This is a genomic window from Paenibacillus sp. sgz302148 (genome assembly GCF_056120465.1).
Map to the genome: position 1 here is coordinate 230272 of NZ_JBVYOJ010000003.1, position 17685 is coordinate 247956.

Consider the following 17685-nt stretch of genomic DNA (forward strand, 5'->3'; position numbering starts at 1 on the left):
TATTTCGTGAAGTTTCCCATAAAAACGAATGCAGCCCTTCCCTTGAGGAAAAGGCTGCATTCTCTTGTTACGAAGCGATGTCGAGATGGGTCAGCGTTCTGCCGGCTGCGGCTTTCCGCCATGCTTCGATGCCGAACAATATGAAGGCAATCCCCCATACAAGCGGCGAGTAATCGGAGATTACGGGAACGAAGTTAATTATAGGCGTAATAAGCAGCAGGATGGCCGGAACGACGGACATCGCTTTTCTCCACATGACGGCAATGGAGAACAGAATCATGCCTAGCATGAGCAAAGGCATCATCATGGCCCCAACGACCATGATCGGCATGGGCGGCGTATCCGATTGAAGCAAGGAAGGATCGTGAACCGCAAATACCAAAGTCGAAAAGACAAGTGCCATCAGCAGAAAGCTGGCGACGGAATGTAACGCGAAAGCCGTGAATCCGAGCTTGCCGAACTCTTTGATATGAGCGAAATACAAACCGAACATCCCGATCCCCATCAACATCGTTCCGAGCACCCCGGAAACGAGTTCAGGCACGCTATTCGCCCCCCACACGAACGCCAGTGGCGTCATGAGCGCGCGGAACCCCCCTCCGACAATACTGCAAACCGCCAAAAACCGAATCACCTTGTGAATCGTCATTTGCACAACTTCCTCTCTCATAATGTTATGTTCTTAACGCAACTTTACAGTCCTGAGCGTCCCGTCGTCATGTGTTCATTGTCCCGCGCAAGCGGGAAAAAAAAGACCCGCAGCCCGAGAGGCTGGAGTCTAGTGGTTTATTTTCGGCGATCTACTGGCCGAAGCCGGCTTCCCTTGCCATCACGATCACGTGGGCACGGTCCGCCGCATGGAGCTTGCTCAATATATTCGAAACGTAATTGCGCATCGTCTTCAACGCTATGCCAAGCTGTTTGGCGATATCGGCATTGTTTAACCCTTTGGCGATCCAGTCGAGAATTTCCCTTTCCCGTTCCGTCAATTCCGGAAACACAACCGGGCTAGGCTTCTTGTTCAACGTATCGAAATAATACATCATCCTTCTCGCGATCGCAGGGCTAAAAATCGCTTCCCCTTCCGCAACCGCCGCGACCGCCCGCATGATTTCTTTCTGCGACGCTTCTTTGAGCAGATATCCTCTGGCACCGGCCCGCATCGCGGCAAACACGGAGTGATCGTCATCGAACATCGTAATGATAAGAATAGCGGTTTCCGGATGCAGGGCCAATATTCGGCGAGTCGCTTCAATGCCGTTGATCCCCGGCATATTGATATCCATGAGAATAATATCCGGCCGGCATTCATCGGCAAGCCGAACCGCTTCCTCTCCCGTTTCCGCTTGCCCCGCTAATTCGATGTCCTGCATCGATCCGACCAATGCGGCCAAGCCGTCCCGGAATATGGGATGATCCTCCGCAATCAGAAGTTTCCATTTACGCATGTTGCCGTTCAGCACTTGCATATCCCCCCCAAATCGGTATCGTTGCATAAATTGCGATCCCCTTGCCGGAGTTCGAGGTCACGGATAGTCGTCCCCCCAGCTCCTCCGCGCGTTCTTTCATCGAATGCATCCCCACCCCGTTGCGGCGATGTTCAGGCAGCCCAACACCATCGTCTTGAATGATAATATGCAGCTGTTCATCGGCTCGCACGATGACATCGCATCGGCTGCCTTTGGAATGGCGCACGGCATTCGTGACCGCTTCCTGCACGATCCGATACGCCGCCACCTCTACGGCCGCCGGCAAAACCGGCATTTGCTCCGGCGTTTCGACATGGATACGCAGCGGATGATCGGAGAAATGGTACGTAATATCTCGGAGGGCGTAAACCAATCCGAACTCGTCTAGGGCTGGCGGCCGCAGCGCATAAACGAGGCGGCGCAAATTCCCGATCGATTGCCTAAGATGCACTTGAATCTCGCTCAGCTTCCCGGAGATTTCATCGTCACACGGACGGTTCGCCAGCATCGTGTCGATTTTGAGCGCGACACCGGCAAGCTCCCCGCCAAGCCCATCATGAAGATCTCTCCGCAGCCGGCGCCGCTCCTCCTCCCTTGCCGTCACCAGGCGTTCCCTCGAGGTTTGCAGCTCGCCGGACAAACGAACCGCTTGAACGGCGATTGCCGCATGCCGGATCAAGTCGTCCAGCAAGTGATATTTCTCCGGAGGCAACGTCTCCCGCCAGGAATGGATTCCTAACCGCAAATAGCCGACATGCTCGCCTTGGATGCGAAGCGGCAAATCCGACCACACCCCCGGTGAATTGCCATGCGAAGCCAACGTAATACGATCCCCATCTTGATCGATGTCAATCGCGACATAAGGTACCCGCAAGCCCTGCGCCACGCCTTCCACCACCGATTGCAGCAAATTGGAATGCGTGATCGCCGATTCCAGACGTTGGGCAAGTCTCGATAGCACCGTGTAGGGTTCTTCCCGCTCGCCGTATACGAGCCGGTTCATGCCAAGCTGCAGCGCGCGGCGGATCGGCTGGAACAGAACTGCCGCCAACCCCGTCGCGAACAAGGAGACGAACACGTTGCCGCTGCTTTGCAGAACGGAGCCGAGCAAACCTACGACGATCACGTATATGCTAACGACGAATACGGACATGAGCATATAAACGATCGTGCGGTTGAATAGAAGCGACATGCTTCGAAAGCGCTGCTCGAATATGGAGATGCCGATTGAAAATGGCATAAACAGCAGGCCCGTATACATGATGAACCAGGTTGCCATCTTGGCGAGGCCGTGGTCGACGTTTTGCAGCACCAAGCTAACCGGTACGGCGATCACAAAGCTTCCCAAGCTTGCGATAAACCACTTGATCTGCCTCTTCTGCTCCGCGGTGGCCGCATTCCTGTACCGATGCAATTGTGTATAGGCAATCAATAAGTGCAATATAACGAAGGTACCTGTGCGCAGTATCACCGGCCATGTAAGCGGATCGATGACGGAGCCCTCAAAAAAATATTCGCCGACCGTGCCCGTCAAACCGACCAAAGCGGGCAATACCGTCCATTTCGGGACAAATTTGCCGTTCGGATATAAGAACAGAAAAAACAAATACAGCCCGCCCGCAAAGCTCACGTTCCCCAGCAGCGTTTCCATGTGCGGGTAATCCCGGAAAACTTCCGGCTGGATGCCTAAGGAAGTACCCGTGGCGATAAGCATCATCGACGTAAACCTACAAACGGAATCCTTGAGCCCGTAATAATAGAGGAGACAGCCTACGGCAAAAAAGGTAACGAATTGGATCGTGATTAACGTCGTCACGACCGCGCCGTACAATTCGGGAGACATGCCGAATCGGGCCAAATCGCCCGTCTCCTTCCAGGTCAGCTGAAACAAATTTTCGCAAGCCGGCGCCGCGCATGGAACGACGTACACATCGAACGATTTCCAGGCCGAAAAAAGAAAAACAGCAATAGAGATGGCCGCGATATACCACCAACCTATATGCTGTGCAATGAAAAACAAGTTTCTGATCTGCTTCATGGATCACCTTTGGCTCTACGGCGATTTTGAAATAACCGGACTTAACGGCTTCGTTCACAGTATATCAAAATGCCGCCGGCGCTACTATAACCAATTACACCTTGAACCGGCTCACCTGCTGCTGCAGCTCCTCGGCCATCACGAACAGCGAATTCGTCGCGCCGGAAATTTCCTCCATCGAAGCGAGCTGCTCCTGCGCCGCTGCCGAGACGTTGTGCGTGCCCGCCGCCGATTCCTCGGCGATCTGGGCGATCAGGTGCACGGCCTGTACGACCTGCGTCGTGCCGGCGACGGTTTGCTCGACGGCCGCCGCGGCGTCGCGCATTTGGCGTACGACGTCGTCAACGGAGCGCTCGATCTCGCGGAATGAAGCACCGGCCGACTCGACCACGTCGATGCCGCCCGCGACTTCGCGCGTCGCCGTCTCCATCGATGCGACGGCATGGCTCATCTCCTGCTGGATAAGCGCGATGAGCGCGGCGATTTGCTGCGCCGACCGGCCCGACTGCTCCGCCAGCTTGCGCACCTCGCCGGCGACGACGGCGAAGCCGCGCCCTTCCTCGCCGGCGCGCGCCGCTTCGATCGCCGCGTTCAGCGCGAGCAGGTTCGTCTGCTGCGCGATGCCGGTAATCACCTCGACGATGTGGCCGATCTCCTCGGACCGTTCGCCAAGACCGCGCACGGTGCCGGCCAGCTCCCGGGTCGTGCCGCTGATCGATTGCATCCGGCCCGCCGCCGTCCGGATCGCTTCACCGCCTTCAGCCGCGCGGACGGAAGCTTGCTCCGCCGCCGTTTCGACCCGGTGCGCGTAATCGGCGATATGCTTCACGCTGTCGGACATCGCGGTCATCACGCGCGACGTCTCCTCGACGCTGTGCACCTGCTTCTCCGCGCCCGCGGCCACGTCTTCGATCGTCGCCGTAATCTGATGGCTCGCCTGGTTCGTCTGCGACGTGCTTAGCTTCAGCTCCTCCGAAGAAGAGGCGACCTGCTGCGACGTATGGATAACGCGTTCGATCAGCCCGTGCAAGTTGCCGGCTACCTTCCGCAGCGAATCCGTCAGCTGCGCGACCTCATCGCGCGTGTGAACCTCGTCAACCGTCGCGGTCAGGTCGCCTTCGGCGATCGCCATCGCCGTCGCATTCAAGCGGCGGATCGGACGAACGACCTTGTCCACCATGAACCAGGACAATACCGTTGTGATGACGATGAGCACCGCGCTGACGGCGATCGTGAACCAGACGATCGATTCGGTTTTTTGCAGCGTGCTGTCATAATAGCTCCGTACCGCATCCTTGAGCAAATACGAATCGTTGGCAATGCCGAGCGTACGGATCGACTGGCGCTTGAATTCGGTGCTGCTGTTGCTCTGCAGCGCTTTATGCACGCCGTCCGACAATTCCTTGTACTTGCGTTCCATCCGGGTCAGCAAGGCGAAATGCTCGTCTTTCGTAAGCAAATCTTTCAGCTTGTCGATCTCGACCCCGACCGTCTTCACTTTCTCCCGCGCATCGTTGGCATTGCCCGCGCTCATATTGTAGGATAGATTGCTTAGCGCCAATTGCGCGGCGACCAAGCCTCCGTCGAGCCGCTCGACCTCCAGCAGCAGGCCCACGTCTTTTTCGCTGGAGCTTTGAATTTGCATCAGCTGGAACATGGTGTAACCGACCAGCGCAATCGCGAGTACTAAAGGCATAAGTGCATTCAGAAACAATTTGCGTCTTAAATTCATAGAAATCCCCTCTTCGGTTGCCCCGCTCTCAGCCCGCGGATATGGTGATTTTGCCCGACAAAATATCGGCCTTGAGCGCTTCCAGCCGCTCGTTTTCCTGCTGCGTCATCGTAACGACCCGGATCGGGGCTAGCGCCACGCCGTTTTCGCTGAGCCCGAGCTCAATATGATCGGTGCCGATATTACCCTGCTCGACGAGCATTTTGGCTACGCGGTAAATGCCTTCGTCGATATTTTTGAGCATCGAGCTGACGACCGCCTTCTCGGCCACCACATACTGATCGCTGTCCACGCCGAAAGCGTAAATATGGCTCGCTTCCGCTTCCTTGAGCGCACCGACGCCGGTTAGTCCGGCCGCCGGATAAATGACGTCCGTACCGGCAGCGATCATCTTCTTCGCGATGGCCGCGCCTTTCTCCACATTGCCGAAATCGCCGGCATATTCGACGCTGACCTGCGCCTGCGGTTTGATCGCCTTCACGCCCTGCTCGAAGCCTGCGGCGAATTTGCGAATAACCGGAGCGTCCACCCCGCCGATGAAGCCAAGCTTGTCCGATTTCGTTTTGAGCGCCGCCAAGGCGCCGATCAGAAAGCTGCCTTCATTCTCCTTGAACGTCAGCGAAACGACATTTTTCAGCTCCGATACGCTGTCAATCAGCAGAAATTGCTGATCCGGGTATTTTTTCGCAACTTTCTCCAAGCTTTCTTGCGCCATAAAGCCCAGTCCAACCACGATATCGTTGCCTTCCCGGACCAATTGCTCGATTCCTTTCTCATAATCGCCGGTTTCGGATATTTCGCGATAATCAAAATGAACGCCAAGCTCGTCCCGCGCTTTGATTAATCCGTAAAAAGCCGTGTCGCTGAACGACTGGTCGCCAAGCCCGACGTCGGATAACATGACGCCGATCCGGACCTGTTTTGCGCCGTTTTCCCCCGTATTTTTGACGCCGCACCCCGCCGCCGTCACCAGCAGGACAAGGACCCCGAGCCAAATCAATATTTTGTTCACAAGCCGCCACCTTCTGTCTATCGAATTTCTAGCAAGCCAAATTATAACATTCGACATCGGCGGCTGTCTGTTGCCGATTTGCGATTTAATCGGATCAAAAAAACGGCCCGACCCTCGTAACCAGGGTTAGCCGCCTCTAGAATACATGCTTATGAATATTAGTGCGTGCTTGCTTCAATCTTCCCGAAGCTCTTTGTGCCAAATGACGGCTAACGTGCCCTCGCCCGCATGAACGGCAATCGTGGAGCTGATTTCACCGATGACAATGTCGAGGCGCGGAAAATAGTTTAAAATCTCTTGCTTGAGCGCTTCCGCCCGCTCGCGGACATTACCGTGCATAATTTGCAGACGCGAAACGACGGAAGTCCGGTACGCATTTTGCAGCAGCTCGACCATCCTCGAATAAGCTTTTTTCTCGGAGCGGACCTTTTCGAACAGCTCGAACGCGCCTTCCGCATTGATGCGGAGCACCGGTTTGATCCGAAGCAGCGATCCCAGTAAATATTGTGTGCCGCTCATGCGTCCCCCTTTATAAAATTGCTCCAGGCTGCCGAGTACGATATAGTTCTCGGAATTGGCGGTTTCGAGCCGCAATCGCGCGGCGATTTCTTGGTACGGCACGCCTTCGCCGGCGAGCCGCATTCCTTTGTAGAGCAGCGTCGTGATGGCGTAGGACATCGACTTGGAATCTACCGTTTCTACCGGAAACGGAACTTGCTCCGATGCGCATTGACAGCATGACAACGTCCCGCTAAGCTTGTCCGAGATATGGACGGCGATCGCACTATCGTACTCCTTGCTCAGTTTCTCGAATAATTCAACAAACTTGCCGATCGGGGGCTGGGAGGTTCTAGGAATTTCGCGTTCCTCGCGAATACGTCGGTAAAGCTGCTCCGTAGACAATTCCACGCCGTCTTCATACACGTCGTTTCCGAACATAATGCCGAGCGGCAGCACGTACACGTCGGGGTGCCGTCTCAAATCGTCGGGGATAAAGGCCGTGCTGTCGGTAATCCAGGCTATTTTGGTCATGTAGGTTAAGGTTCCGTTTCTGTCGGTTGGATTTTGTGGATCGAAGTCAAACTCACGGTAATACGGGGAACCGGGGGCCGGCGTTTCAGGAAATGATTCACTTCATGTTCTCACCAAAAAAGAGCGCCAAAACGGCGCTCTTCCATTAATCCATAAATTTATGTAGACCGTGTATCCTATGCGCTAAATATCCAGCACCATGCCGTCGTAAGCCGCCGTAATGCCGTGCGGCTCGAAAATGCCCGTCAAATCTTCGTGCGTCAAGCCGGCATTGTGCGAAAAATGGGTGACGACATCGGATGGTCCGCCGATTGCGCATATCCCGGCAATCTGACGACCAGATCCTCCGGATATAGATGATCGGAATGGGAATGCGTGAACAGTAAATCCTTCACGAGTTCCAGATCCAGCTTATCGCGCTGCATGTGCAGCAGCGTGTCCGGCGGGAAATCGATCTTCATGTCGTCGCCCAGCATCACCGAGGTACGCGTGCGCATGTTGCGTCCGCCAAGCTCCATCGATTTCTTGCATAACGCGCATCGGCAAAATAAAGATGGAATGCCTTCAAAAGCTGCGGTTCCCAAAAAAAGAACCTTCATTTCGTCTTCATCACCCTTCGCTAGAATCGTGTGCCCTGCCAAACCGATCTCCGGCATGAACCTAAATTCTATAGGTGTCGTCTCTCCATTGCCGAATGCTCTTCTTAATGGCATCGGGCGACAGCTGCTCTTCGGCTGCCTTCCGGCACAGTGCCGGGAACTCGGCGTCGGAAGCGAACCGCAAAGCGACGATTTGTTTCATGCCGAGCCGCGGGTCCAGAAGTTTCTGCGTCAACGCATAGTGCCGAAGATTTTCCTCCGCCCGGATGGCGCGATCCTGCGCCTTGAGCGGATACGTCCGCAGCAGGATGTACGTCGCGATGCTGATGAGCGACAGGAGGAGGAACATGATCGCGGGAAATAAATCGCCCGATGATTGAACGGACTGCACGAGCCAAATGACGGCGCAGACGAGCATCGCCACATTCAGAAGCGAAAGCACGTAGTGATACAGCGGATGCATTCTTCGATGGTTCGCATAGCTTTGATTTTCAAGGTTCATATTTACAGCCCCCTTCTCGATGGAATTCAACTGATATTATCTTACTTGGACAAGGCTGCTTATATGACGGATTTATGCTTAGGCGCGCGAGAAGCCTTCTTCCGCGAGATATTCCGCCGCCTCCTCGTATGTATCCCATACGGTATCCAAATTTTCTCCCGCATAAATGTACCAAAGCCCGTCTTCCTCTTCAAACCGGAGAGTCAGCGTCTGGTTCTTGGCATTGGTCCATCGTTCTTCCCGTCCTTGTCCGGCTACTGCGTGTTCATCGGATTCGGTTGCAGTAAGAGATCGAATCGAATCCCCGATCACGGCGCGAAGCTCGGATTCCGTGAAATCGCGAATGTTGACGAAGCCTTTGTCATTCGTGTCATATTGCTTCAGGTAGCCCGCATACACAAAACCGTTGCCGTTCGGGTGGAGATGATAAACGACCGTTTTTTTGTCATATGCGCTTTGTTCGTAATGATAATTGACGCGCCCGAGCGACACCTCTTTGCGTTCTAATTCGGGAAATGAATCCGCAATCGCAAGCTTTTGTTCAAAACTAAGCATTTCCGCGCCTCCATGTAAACTTGATGTATGGTCTTATTATAGCATAGATGGAGAAAAGTACTTGCTGTGCTACGGTTTATGCGCCGGCTTTAATGCTCTCCATAATGACGGCGGTTACCTTCTCCCAGCGCCGCTTCATTTCTTCCCTCATTGAAGCGTCGCTTAGCTTCTCCTGATGAAAGCTCAAGGTCGTTTTGTTCCCTTTGCCCGGCAAAATCCGGATTTGCAGCGTCGACGGGAGGTCCCAATCGCTTCTCTGCCACGTCAATCGCAGCTGCTCATACGGCTTCACGACCCTCAGCTCGCCTACCGTGCCTTCTTTCGTTTCGTACCGGAACCCTGCATGAAGATCGAGAGCGGGTACGTCGCCCAGCCATAATTTCAATCCTTCGCGCGAAATTAAAAAAGACCATGCCTCCTGCTGCGTCATCGGAAACGTCCGCCGGACCCCGATCTGGAATCCGCAAGCCGCCGTAAGGCCAACCGGTTTGGCTTCTCTAGAATCTTCTTTCATCCGAATGAACTCCTCTCAAAATATTATGGCGTTAACCCTCGTACAAATAGCTCGATACTGCTGTCCATGAATCCGTCAAGCGTAACGCTCGTGATTGTTTCGGCTCCGTACAGCCTGCTGATAAATGCGCCGTAATTCATCCACATAAACGCGATCGCCTGCGCCTCGGCGTCCGTCTCGATGAGCTTGCCCATCTCCCGCATCTTCGTAAAATATGCCGTAAGCAGCTCCAGAAGCCGACGTGGTTGCTCTTGGGTTTTGGCGCCTAGCCCGCACAAGTCGGCATCCTTCATCACGAGAAGGATCAGCTTGCGGTTCCGGTTCATCGTTTCGTGATAGGTACGGCTGATCAAGCTCAAGTCGGCTCGCAAATCCCAGACGAGCTGATCGTCAAAAATCCGCTTCATTTCCCCGCCGTAATGAAAACGCTCGACCGCCGTTTCAAGCAAATTCAACTTGCTGCCGAATTTCCGGAACAGCGTCATTTCGCTGACTCCCGCCACAAGGGCGATTTCCTTTGTCGATACGCCGTTATACCCTTTCTCCGACATCAAATCGATGGCCGCAAGCAGCAGCTTGTCCCTATTGTCCGGTTTGACTATGGTGTTCATTGATCCAGCCCTTTCAAGTGTTAGTGTTCACTAACATCATAAAATAGTATAGTCCGGGCAGCAGGAAATGTCAATGACTTCCACCGCAAAAAGAGGAGTTGAAGGCTTGCCCGCAAAACTGGACATCGATTTGAATTGATTAAGGCGCGGAAGAAGGAGCCGCTTTAGCGGAAAATGAGCCGAACCGGCACACGCCGGGGTGCTTTTGCTAATCGAAGCCTTAGCTTTTCCGAAATCTGCGAATGCTGGTTAAAAGGCCTTTAGGTTATGCATAACGTGAACTTTGCAGGCGAACAATAAACGAGGCTCATCAAAAGGAGGGACATGACATGTCGAAGCAACAAGGTCACGGCACGCAAAATACAACGACAAGAACCTCGGACAAAAAAGGCAAAAAATCCGGGAACAAATAACGGCCTGAAGAGGAGGGTTTACCTTTGCTGCAACAGCTGGAAAGCAATTATGATTGCGCGAATGCAAGCGCCGATCTCCATCAGCTGAAGCTGGAGCTGGAGGAGCTGATCGCCAGCCAAGGAGACGACAACTCCGCCGCAGCGATCGAGCTGCGCAATCGGATCGAAAACCAGATTCATTTTATAAAAAACAAGTGCAGTATTCATTAAAAAACGATTTGAACTTGAATATTCGTTTTTACTACGGCAGCGACCTGAACAGGTCGCTTTTTCCTCGTCCGGCTCCTCTTCATGATATAATAGGCTGATGTGATGCAAGCTATTATTCTCATAAGGAACGGATCAATCATGAATTCAATCAATCCCATGGATGATATGGAGTGGAATACGCTCCTTCAGCAGGTTGCGGATCATTTTTTTGACGAGAATACGATCAAGCGAGGGCACCGCTATTATAAGCAGGAGCGTGTCCATGGACTCAAAATGCCTTCCCCTCGCAGCTTGTCGGCTGTCGTTGAGGGAACGAAGCATTACCGCGTTCAAATCAATTTGGACAACCTGACCATGAGCGAATGCAGTTGCCCCCTCGGGAGGATCTGCAAACACATCTATGCCGTCCTTCTGGAGTACGCCGCTTCGCAGGATCGCCCGGTTCAGGCGCTCGTGAACGCCAAGTCGGCAGTGCTGCCGAAACCGGCCGAAAAGCCGGCGGATATACCACCCCCCGGCAACTCGAAGCAAGAAGCTGGAAAAAACGCCGCGAACCGGAACAATCAAAAGATTTATCAAGAGAATCAGACCAAGTTTCAGGAGCAGGCAGCCCAAATTCCCTCGATGTCGATCGCGGAGTGGCACGAGCTTTTTGAGCTTGTTACGGCGTCGCTGCGAGATATCACACGGAACGTCTCCTTTGTCAGGGACGCCGCGGCGTCCATTCATCGAATCAAGCCCGCGCTCTCCCCTGCGACGGAACAGTTGTTTGAACTGAATGCTTGCCTCCATATACTCGGGAAGTTGTCCGCGCCCTCACAGCAATGGTCTGCTCCCAATGCTTTCACCGGATATAATACCCAATTGGCTGCAGCGCAATTATTCGAGGATATCGGGCGATGTTTCGAGCATAATCTTCTTGCCGCAGAACCCCGGCAATGGCAGCTTGTCATACAAACGTTAGCCTTCTTGCGCAACGCCATGTTAACGGAATCCCAAGCGCAATCTTATTTTTGGAGACCTTATGCACAAATCTGGTTTCATTGGATAGCCCCTTCCGTAAATGACTCAAAGCTTTATTCGGAGGAATTACGGCAACTAAAGCAGGCGGAGAACGAGCTTGGGGCAGCTCTATTCCGATTTCCTTGGATGATGGCTCAAGCTTGGATGCACTTTTATTTATCCCATGATCGGGAAGCCTGGGAGCTATTGAAAGCGGCACAACGCGTCACCGAAATTTCCCCCGACGATTTGTTCCTGTTCTTGGCTTATCTGTCGGAAACGGAGCAATGGCCGAGGCTTGCCGATTGGCTGTACGAAATTGGCCCCTTGCTGGCCGGCCGCCGTTACAATTATATGAAAGAATATTCGCTCTATTGGGAAACCGCCATGGAGCGGGCGCCGGAGTTTGAGCAGCAGCTGTGGGGCGCGCTGATCCGCATGCTTCCGTATTCCGGCAACGTGTATGAGACGAAACTGCTCGAATACGCAAAATGGCGCGAGTGGATGGATTACCAGCTGAGCGCCGGCCGAGAGCCTTCGGCTTTTCGGGTGACCGAGCTGCAGCCGCTGGAAAAGCACGCGCCGGAAGTACTGTTGCCCTTCTATCATCAAGCAGTCGAAAGATTTGTCGCGCTCAAAAACAGAGACGGCTACAAATCCGCGGTAAAACTGCTGAAGCGGCTGGCCAAACTGTATAAAAAATTAAAGCGGGAAGAACGCTGGGAGCTGTTCCTCGACGCTTTTGCGAGCCGCAACAGCCGGCTTCGCGCGCTGCAGGAGGAATTGCGGAAAGGGAAGCTGATGCCATGAGTACTTCGATGGAAACGATCCACATTCAAATCAGTTTAACCGAATACGGCGATGCGCTTATCTACGGGTTCAAGAATACGTATCATGAAGTGCCCGGCCTCCATATTAAGCAGCGTTTGTTCGCTTGGCACGAAGCTTCCTTCTACGGTACCGAGCTTGAGATTCAGCAGGTTCAGGACCTTGAGCTTGTCATCCTGCCCGCCGAACAAGTCGTTCCTTTCTTTGCGAGCCCCCAGCTTCTTCGGCATATCGAATGGGCATGGGAAGGCGACGCCGCGATCATCATGAAGCTCGCTCCCATGCTCGCGGCATGCATCGAGGGGAAGAAGTTTATCCCTAGCTTCTCGGCTTTTCGAGCCGGTGAACTGCAATGGACGTGGGACCTTGATGCGTTGACCTCGCAACAAAAATCCGAGCTTCGAAGCAAGGACATCAGCCCCGAGTTGATCCAAGGGCTGCAGGCCGCGTTTTCTGCCGCCGTAGGCCAGCAGGTGTACGGAACGGAAGCGGCCGCGGCGGACTTGCGCAGGGATTACCCGCTTCTCTCCTCTCCGGGAAGCGATGCTTTCGCCGGAATCGATGCGAAGTCCTGGCTTGTCGCGATCGGCTGGAAAGCCGACACGTCGCCGTTCCGGCCCATGCTGCAATTGCTGGAGCCGGACGAGGACGCGCCCGCCTGGCGGCTGCGGCTCGTGCTGCAGGACAAGCTGGAGCCGGCGAAGCTGGTCGCTGTCCGGCTTGCCGCCGGCGGCGGATTGTCCGGCGAGTGGCCGGAAGCTTGGACAGCGCATGTGAGCGAGCAGTCCGCCGGCTGGCTGGAGCGGTTGCGCGCGTGCCTGCCCGCGGAGCGATTCGCCGGTGGCGGCGATGACTTGCTCGGTCCGCCGCTGAACGACGAAGCCGCTTGGCGGTTCCTGACGGCGGACAGCCGCCGGCTGCTGGACAGCGGGTGGCAGGTGCTGCTGCCGGGCTGGTGGGAAGCCGCGAGCCGGAAGAGGCCGCGGCTGCGCGCCAAGGTCCGCTCCGGTCCCGAAGCCGGCGGGGCCGCCGGACGGTCGCTGTTCGGGCTGGACTCACTCATCGACTTCGATTGGCGCATCGCCATCGGCGACACCGATCTCACGGAAGACGAGTTCCAAGAGCTCGTCGCCCGCAACGAACGGCTTGTCCAGTTCCGCGGACAATGGGTGCAGCTCGATCCCGTCCTGCTGGCTCAAATCCAGAAAGCGATGGCGAGCGTCCGCAAGAAGAAAGGATTGTCCTTCCGCGACGTGCTGCACCTCCATCTGACCGGCGGAAAATACCGGCCAGCCGGCATCGGCGGCGGCACAGCGGGGCAACCCTCCTCCGAGGAGGAGGAGCAGGAAGCGGGCATCGGGCTCGAAGTTGAGCTGGATGCGCATCTGAACACGCTCGTCGCCCAGCTCGGCCAACAGTCGGAGTGGCCGCTCTATGCCGTGCCCGCTGGACTGCAAGCGAATCTGCGCACCTATCAGCGCGAAGGTTTTTCATGGCTCGCCTTTCTGCGGCGGTTCGGGCTTGGCGCCTGTCTTGCCGACGATATGGGCCTCGGCAAAACCGTGCAGCTGATCTCTTATTTGCTTCATCTAAAGGAGACTTGGATTGCGGTTGCGGGTCCTGCTTCAACGGCCGATTCAGCTCTAGCTCCGGCTACAACGCCGGCTTTAGTAGCAATGGCAGATTCGACTCCGGTTCCGGCTGCTGCTCCCTCCCTCATCATTTGTCCGACCTCGGTGCTCGGCAACTGGCAGAAGGAGATTAGCAAGTTCGCCCCTTCGCTGAACGTTATATTGCATTACGGCAGCAAACGGCTTAGCGGCGAGGAGTTTCATGCGGCGGCGGCGCAGGCGGATGTCGTGCTGACCTCCTTTGCCACATCGGCGCTGGATCAGGAGCTGCTTCAACAGGTCACATGGTCCGCGCTCTGCCTGGACGAAGCGCAGAACATCAAAAATGCGCAAACGAAGCAATCGGCAGCGGTTCGCAGCATTCCCGCCCTGCACCGGGTGGCGCTGACGGGCACGCCGATCGAGAACCGCTTGTCGGAGCTATGGTCGATTTACGATTTCATGAACCCGGGTTATTTGGGCAGCTCGCGCGTCTTCCAAGAGCAGTTCGCCAGCGTCATCGAGAAGGATCGCGACGAAGAGCGAACGGCGGAGCTGCAGAAGCTGGTGAAGCCTTTTATGCTGCGGCGCAAGAAGAAAGACCCTTCCATCCAGCTCGATCTGCCCGACAAGAACGAAATGAAAACCTACATCCATCTGACGGCGGAGCAAAGCGCGCTGTATGACCAAACGGTGAATAATTTGATGGAACAGGCGCAAAAGCTGAAAGGCATCGAACGCAAAGGCGCCATTTTGTCCGCGCTCACGCAGCTCAAGCAATTATGCGATCATCCGATTCTGGTTACCAAAGAAGCGATGCCGGAAATCGCGGATCCGGCCGAGACCGAAACGCTTATCGAGCGTTCCGCCAAGCTGGAGCGGCTGCTCGCCATGGTTAAAGAGCTTCGCGAAGAAGGCGAGCGATGCCTGATCTTCACCCAATATATCGGCATGGGACAGATGATCCAGTCGGTGCTTCAGCAGGAGCTTCAAGAGCCGGTGCTTTACTTGAACGGAAGCACGTCCAAAACGGCGCGCGACCGGATGATTGAGCAGTTTCAGGCTCCTGACGGAACCTTAGCCGAACAACCGTGCGTGTTCATTCTTTCGCTAAAGGCGGGCGGCGTCGGCCTCAACCTGACGGCGGCCAACCATGTGTTCCACTTCGACCGCTGGTGGAATCCGGCCGTCGAGAACCAGGCGACGGACCGGGCTTACCGGATGGGCCAAACCCGCGACGTGCAGGTGCACAAGTTCATTTCACTCGGGACACTGGAGGAGCGCATCGACGAGATGCTGGAGAGCAAGCAGCAGCTGAGCGACGACGTCATCTCCACCTCCGAAGGCTGGATTACCGAGCTTTCGACGGATGCGCTTCGCGATCTGTTCACTTTGAGGCGGGAATGGGTCCGCTGATTCCGACAGGGTTAACCAGCCAGCGCCAATCGTGATCGGCGCTATACGTGGGTGCGCGGGGTGGTGCTGGTGCGGGGTGCTGGTGCGGGTACTGGGTGCTGGCGCGGGGTGCTGGTGCGGGTACTGGGTGCGATCAGTCTCCTCCATGCAGCCCGCCTGTTTGCTACCCTTCATAACGCAATAAATGCAAAAGTGCAGTTACTTCTACACACCAGCGGCCTCGGAAATGAATAAATGCGATTATGCAGTTATTTTTAACCATTCACGCGGATCGGGCACTTTTTAGAAAAATAGATGCAGATTTGCAGGTAATTACTGCTTTTTTGTTCAAAAAGTAAAAAATAACTGTATTTTTGCAGCTTTAGATGATCTCCAACCCCTATCTTCGCCCCCCAGCCCAGCACACCCCGCCCAACCCAACCCCAATCCCCACCTCAACTTTCAACTTTCAACTTTCAACTTTCAACTTTCAACTCTCACTCAATCTCACTCAATCTCCGCCTCACCCGATCTTGCTCAATCTTACTCACTCCTACTCCATATCACCCAATCTTACTCACTCTCGCTCTCTCACTCAATCTCGTTCAATCTCACTCGCTCCCTCCCACTCAATCTCACTCACCACTCATTCTTACTTAATCTCGCTCACTTTCGCTCTCGCTCCACTCCCACTCTTACCCCCATTCCCTCTATAGCTAGCGTTGAAGCAAAATCGTATCGCGTTAAACATACAACGCTGACCGTACAACGCCGCCCTGACCGGCGTACCGTTTGCCGGGAACATAAAAACAGGCCCCCGGTCACGATGACCTGGAGGCCTGTTCATTTTAACTAACCGCTCAAGACGCTTCCTGCGCTACTGGCGCAGCAGCAGGTATTGCTTCTTTCTTCCGGGACAGCAATAAATTGAGCAAAATCGCCGTAAGCGAACCGGTCACGATGCCGTTCTGCAGCAGCATCTTGGCGAAGTCCGGCAGCTGGTCGAACATTTGCGGCAATGTCGCCGAGCCGAGGCCGACCGCAATGCTGCATGCCGCGATGAGCAGGTTGCTTTCCTTGCGCAGATCGACTTCGGACAAAACGGAGATGCCCGAGGCCGCAACCGAGCCGAACATGACGATCATAGCGCCGCCCAGCACCGCGTTCGGAATAACCGTCGTTAGCGCCGCCAGCTTCGGCAGCAAACCGAGAATAACCATGATTCCGCCAGCGGCAAAAATAACATCCCGCGATTTGACGCGCGTTAGCGAGATCAAACCGACATTTTGCGAAAATGCCGTATACGGAAACGCGTTAAAAATGCCGCCCAGCATAATCGCGAGCCCCTCCGAGCGCAAGCCGCTGACGATTTGCTTCTGCTCGACCTTTTGGTCGATCGCCTTCCCGACCGCAAAATAAACGCCCGTCGATTCCACCATGCTGACGATATTAACAAGAATCATCGTAATGATCGCCGTCAAGCTAAACTGCGGCGTACCGAAATAGAAAGGCTGCGCAATGCTTAGCAAAGAAGCTTCCGCCACTGACGAGAAATGAACGATGCCCATGAAATACGCTGCAGCGGTACCCGCTGCAAGCCCGACAAGGACGGATATGGAACGCAGGAAGCCTTTGGCCACCCGGTTCACGACCAAAATGACGACAAGCGTGCCGAAGGCCAGCATAAGATTGCGAGGTTCGCCGAAATCCGCGCTTCCTTGGCCGCCCGCCGCGTTATTCATCGCAACCGGAATCAAGGATAAGCCGATGATCGTCACAACCGATCCGGTTACGATCGTCGGGAAGAACCTTAATATTTTGCCATACAAAGGAGCTGCCAATACAACGAATACGCCGGATAAAATAATTGCACCATAAACGGTCGCCAAATTCGAAGCGGAAGCTATCGCGATGATCGGACCAACCGCCGTAAACGTACATCCGAGAATGACAGGCAATTTGCTGCCGAAATATTTGGTTCCCATCACTTGCAAAATGGTAGCAAGGCCGCACGTAAACAAATCCGCTGCGATCAAATACGCCATTTGCGTTTCGTTCAGATGAAGTGCTCCTCCAACGATCAGCGGTACGATGACCGCGCCCGCATACATTGCCAGCACGTGCTGAAAGCCTAACGTGACGACCCTCTGTTTGCTTAGCATG

General features: G+C 54.8%; 15 protein-coding genes. 3 read left to right on the forward strand and 12 right to left on the reverse strand.

The features are described 5' to 3' along the window. Nucleotides 1-67: 67 nt before the first annotated feature. The 11 genes from AC0LWM_RS06405 to AC0LWM_RS06455 form a co-directional block, all read right to left on the reverse strand. A complete protein-coding gene (locus tag AC0LWM_RS06405) occupies nt 68-649 on the reverse strand; it encodes a hypothetical protein (protein WP_474674078.1) in 582 nt (193 codons plus the stop codon). Nucleotides 650-800: 151 nt separating this feature from the next. Then, nucleotides 801-1496: a response regulator transcription factor gene (locus AC0LWM_RS06410; RefSeq protein WP_474674079.1), complete on the reverse strand. Its 696-nt coding sequence runs from the start codon at nt 1494-1496 to the stop codon at nt 801-803. Then, nucleotides 1441-3507 carry an ATP-binding protein gene (locus tag AC0LWM_RS06415; RefSeq protein WP_474674080.1) on the reverse strand — a complete coding sequence of 689 codons (2067 nt, stop codon included), beginning with the start codon at nt 3505-3507 and terminating at the stop codon, nt 1441-1443. The genes AC0LWM_RS06410 and AC0LWM_RS06415 overlap by 56 nt, the downstream gene beginning before the upstream one ends. A 94-nt stretch (nt 3508-3601) precedes the next feature. Next, nucleotides 3602-5239, reverse strand: coding sequence for a methyl-accepting chemotaxis protein (locus AC0LWM_RS06420; protein WP_474674081.1), 1638 nt, complete (start codon nt 5237-5239; stop codon nt 3602-3604). A 28-nt stretch (nt 5240-5267) separates the two neighbouring features. After that, on the reverse strand, nt 5268-6251 hold the full coding sequence (locus tag AC0LWM_RS06425; RefSeq protein WP_474674082.1) for a BMP family ABC transporter substrate-binding protein: 984 nt from the start codon (nt 6249-6251) through the stop codon (nt 5268-5270). Between the two features lie 174 nt (nt 6252-6425). After that, nucleotides 6426-7283, reverse strand: a complete 858-nt coding sequence (locus tag AC0LWM_RS06430; protein WP_474674083.1) for a DegV family protein — start codon at nt 7281-7283, stop codon at nt 6426-6428. A 260-nt stretch (nt 7284-7543) separates the two neighbouring features. Then, nucleotides 7544-7924 (reverse strand): MBL fold metallo-hydrolase, encoded by a 381-nt coding sequence (locus AC0LWM_RS06435; protein ID WP_474674084.1) that lies wholly within the window; start codon nt 7922-7924, stop codon nt 7544-7546. A gap of 19 nt (nt 7925-7943) precedes the next feature. Then, nucleotides 7944-8384: a DUF6526 family protein gene (locus AC0LWM_RS06440; protein WP_474674085.1), complete on the reverse strand. Its 441-nt coding sequence runs from the start codon at nt 8382-8384 to the stop codon at nt 7944-7946. A gap of 78 nt (nt 8385-8462) precedes the next feature. Beyond that, nucleotides 8463-8939, reverse strand: coding sequence for a hypothetical protein (locus AC0LWM_RS06445; RefSeq protein ID WP_474674086.1), 477 nt, complete (start codon nt 8937-8939; stop codon nt 8463-8465). Between the two features lie 76 nt (nt 8940-9015). Further along, entirely contained in the window at nt 9016-9453 is a 438-nt protein-coding gene (locus AC0LWM_RS06450) for an SRPBCC domain-containing protein (RefSeq protein ID WP_474674087.1), read from the reverse strand. Between the two features lie 23 nt (nt 9454-9476). Beyond that, nucleotides 9477-10064 carry a TetR/AcrR family transcriptional regulator gene (locus tag AC0LWM_RS06455; protein WP_474674088.1) on the reverse strand — a complete coding sequence of 196 codons (588 nt, stop codon included), beginning with the start codon at nt 10062-10064 and terminating at the stop codon, nt 9477-9479. A 437-nt stretch (nt 10065-10501) separates the two neighbouring features. Here AC0LWM_RS06455 and AC0LWM_RS06460 point away from each other — a divergent pair, with 437 nt between their 5' ends. The 3 genes from AC0LWM_RS06460 to AC0LWM_RS06470 all read left to right on the forward strand — a co-directional run bounded on the left by AC0LWM_RS06460 (nt 10502) and on the right by AC0LWM_RS06470 (nt 15543). Then, nucleotides 10502-10687, forward strand: a complete 186-nt coding sequence (locus AC0LWM_RS06460) for a DUF2524 domain-containing protein (RefSeq protein WP_474674089.1) — start codon at nt 10502-10504, stop codon at nt 10685-10687. Between the two features lie 138 nt (nt 10688-10825). Further along, a complete protein-coding gene (locus tag AC0LWM_RS06465; RefSeq protein ID WP_474674090.1) occupies nt 10826-12499 on the forward strand; it encodes an SWIM zinc finger family protein in 1674 nt (557 codons plus the stop codon). Next, on the forward strand, nt 12496-15543 hold the full coding sequence (locus tag AC0LWM_RS06470) for a DEAD/DEAH box helicase (protein ID WP_474674091.1): 3048 nt from the start codon (nt 12496-12498) through the stop codon (nt 15541-15543). The genes AC0LWM_RS06465 and AC0LWM_RS06470 overlap by 4 nt, the downstream gene beginning before the upstream one ends. Nucleotides 15544-16382: 839 nt before the next feature. Here AC0LWM_RS06470 and AC0LWM_RS06475 read toward each other — a convergent pair. After that, the gene (locus AC0LWM_RS06475) at nt 16383-17684 is read right to left on the reverse strand and encodes a nucleobase:cation symporter-2 family protein (protein ID WP_474674092.1); all 1302 of its coding nucleotides are present in this window, start codon (nt 17682-17684) and stop codon (nt 16383-16385) included. Nucleotide 17685 lies beyond the last annotated feature (1 nt).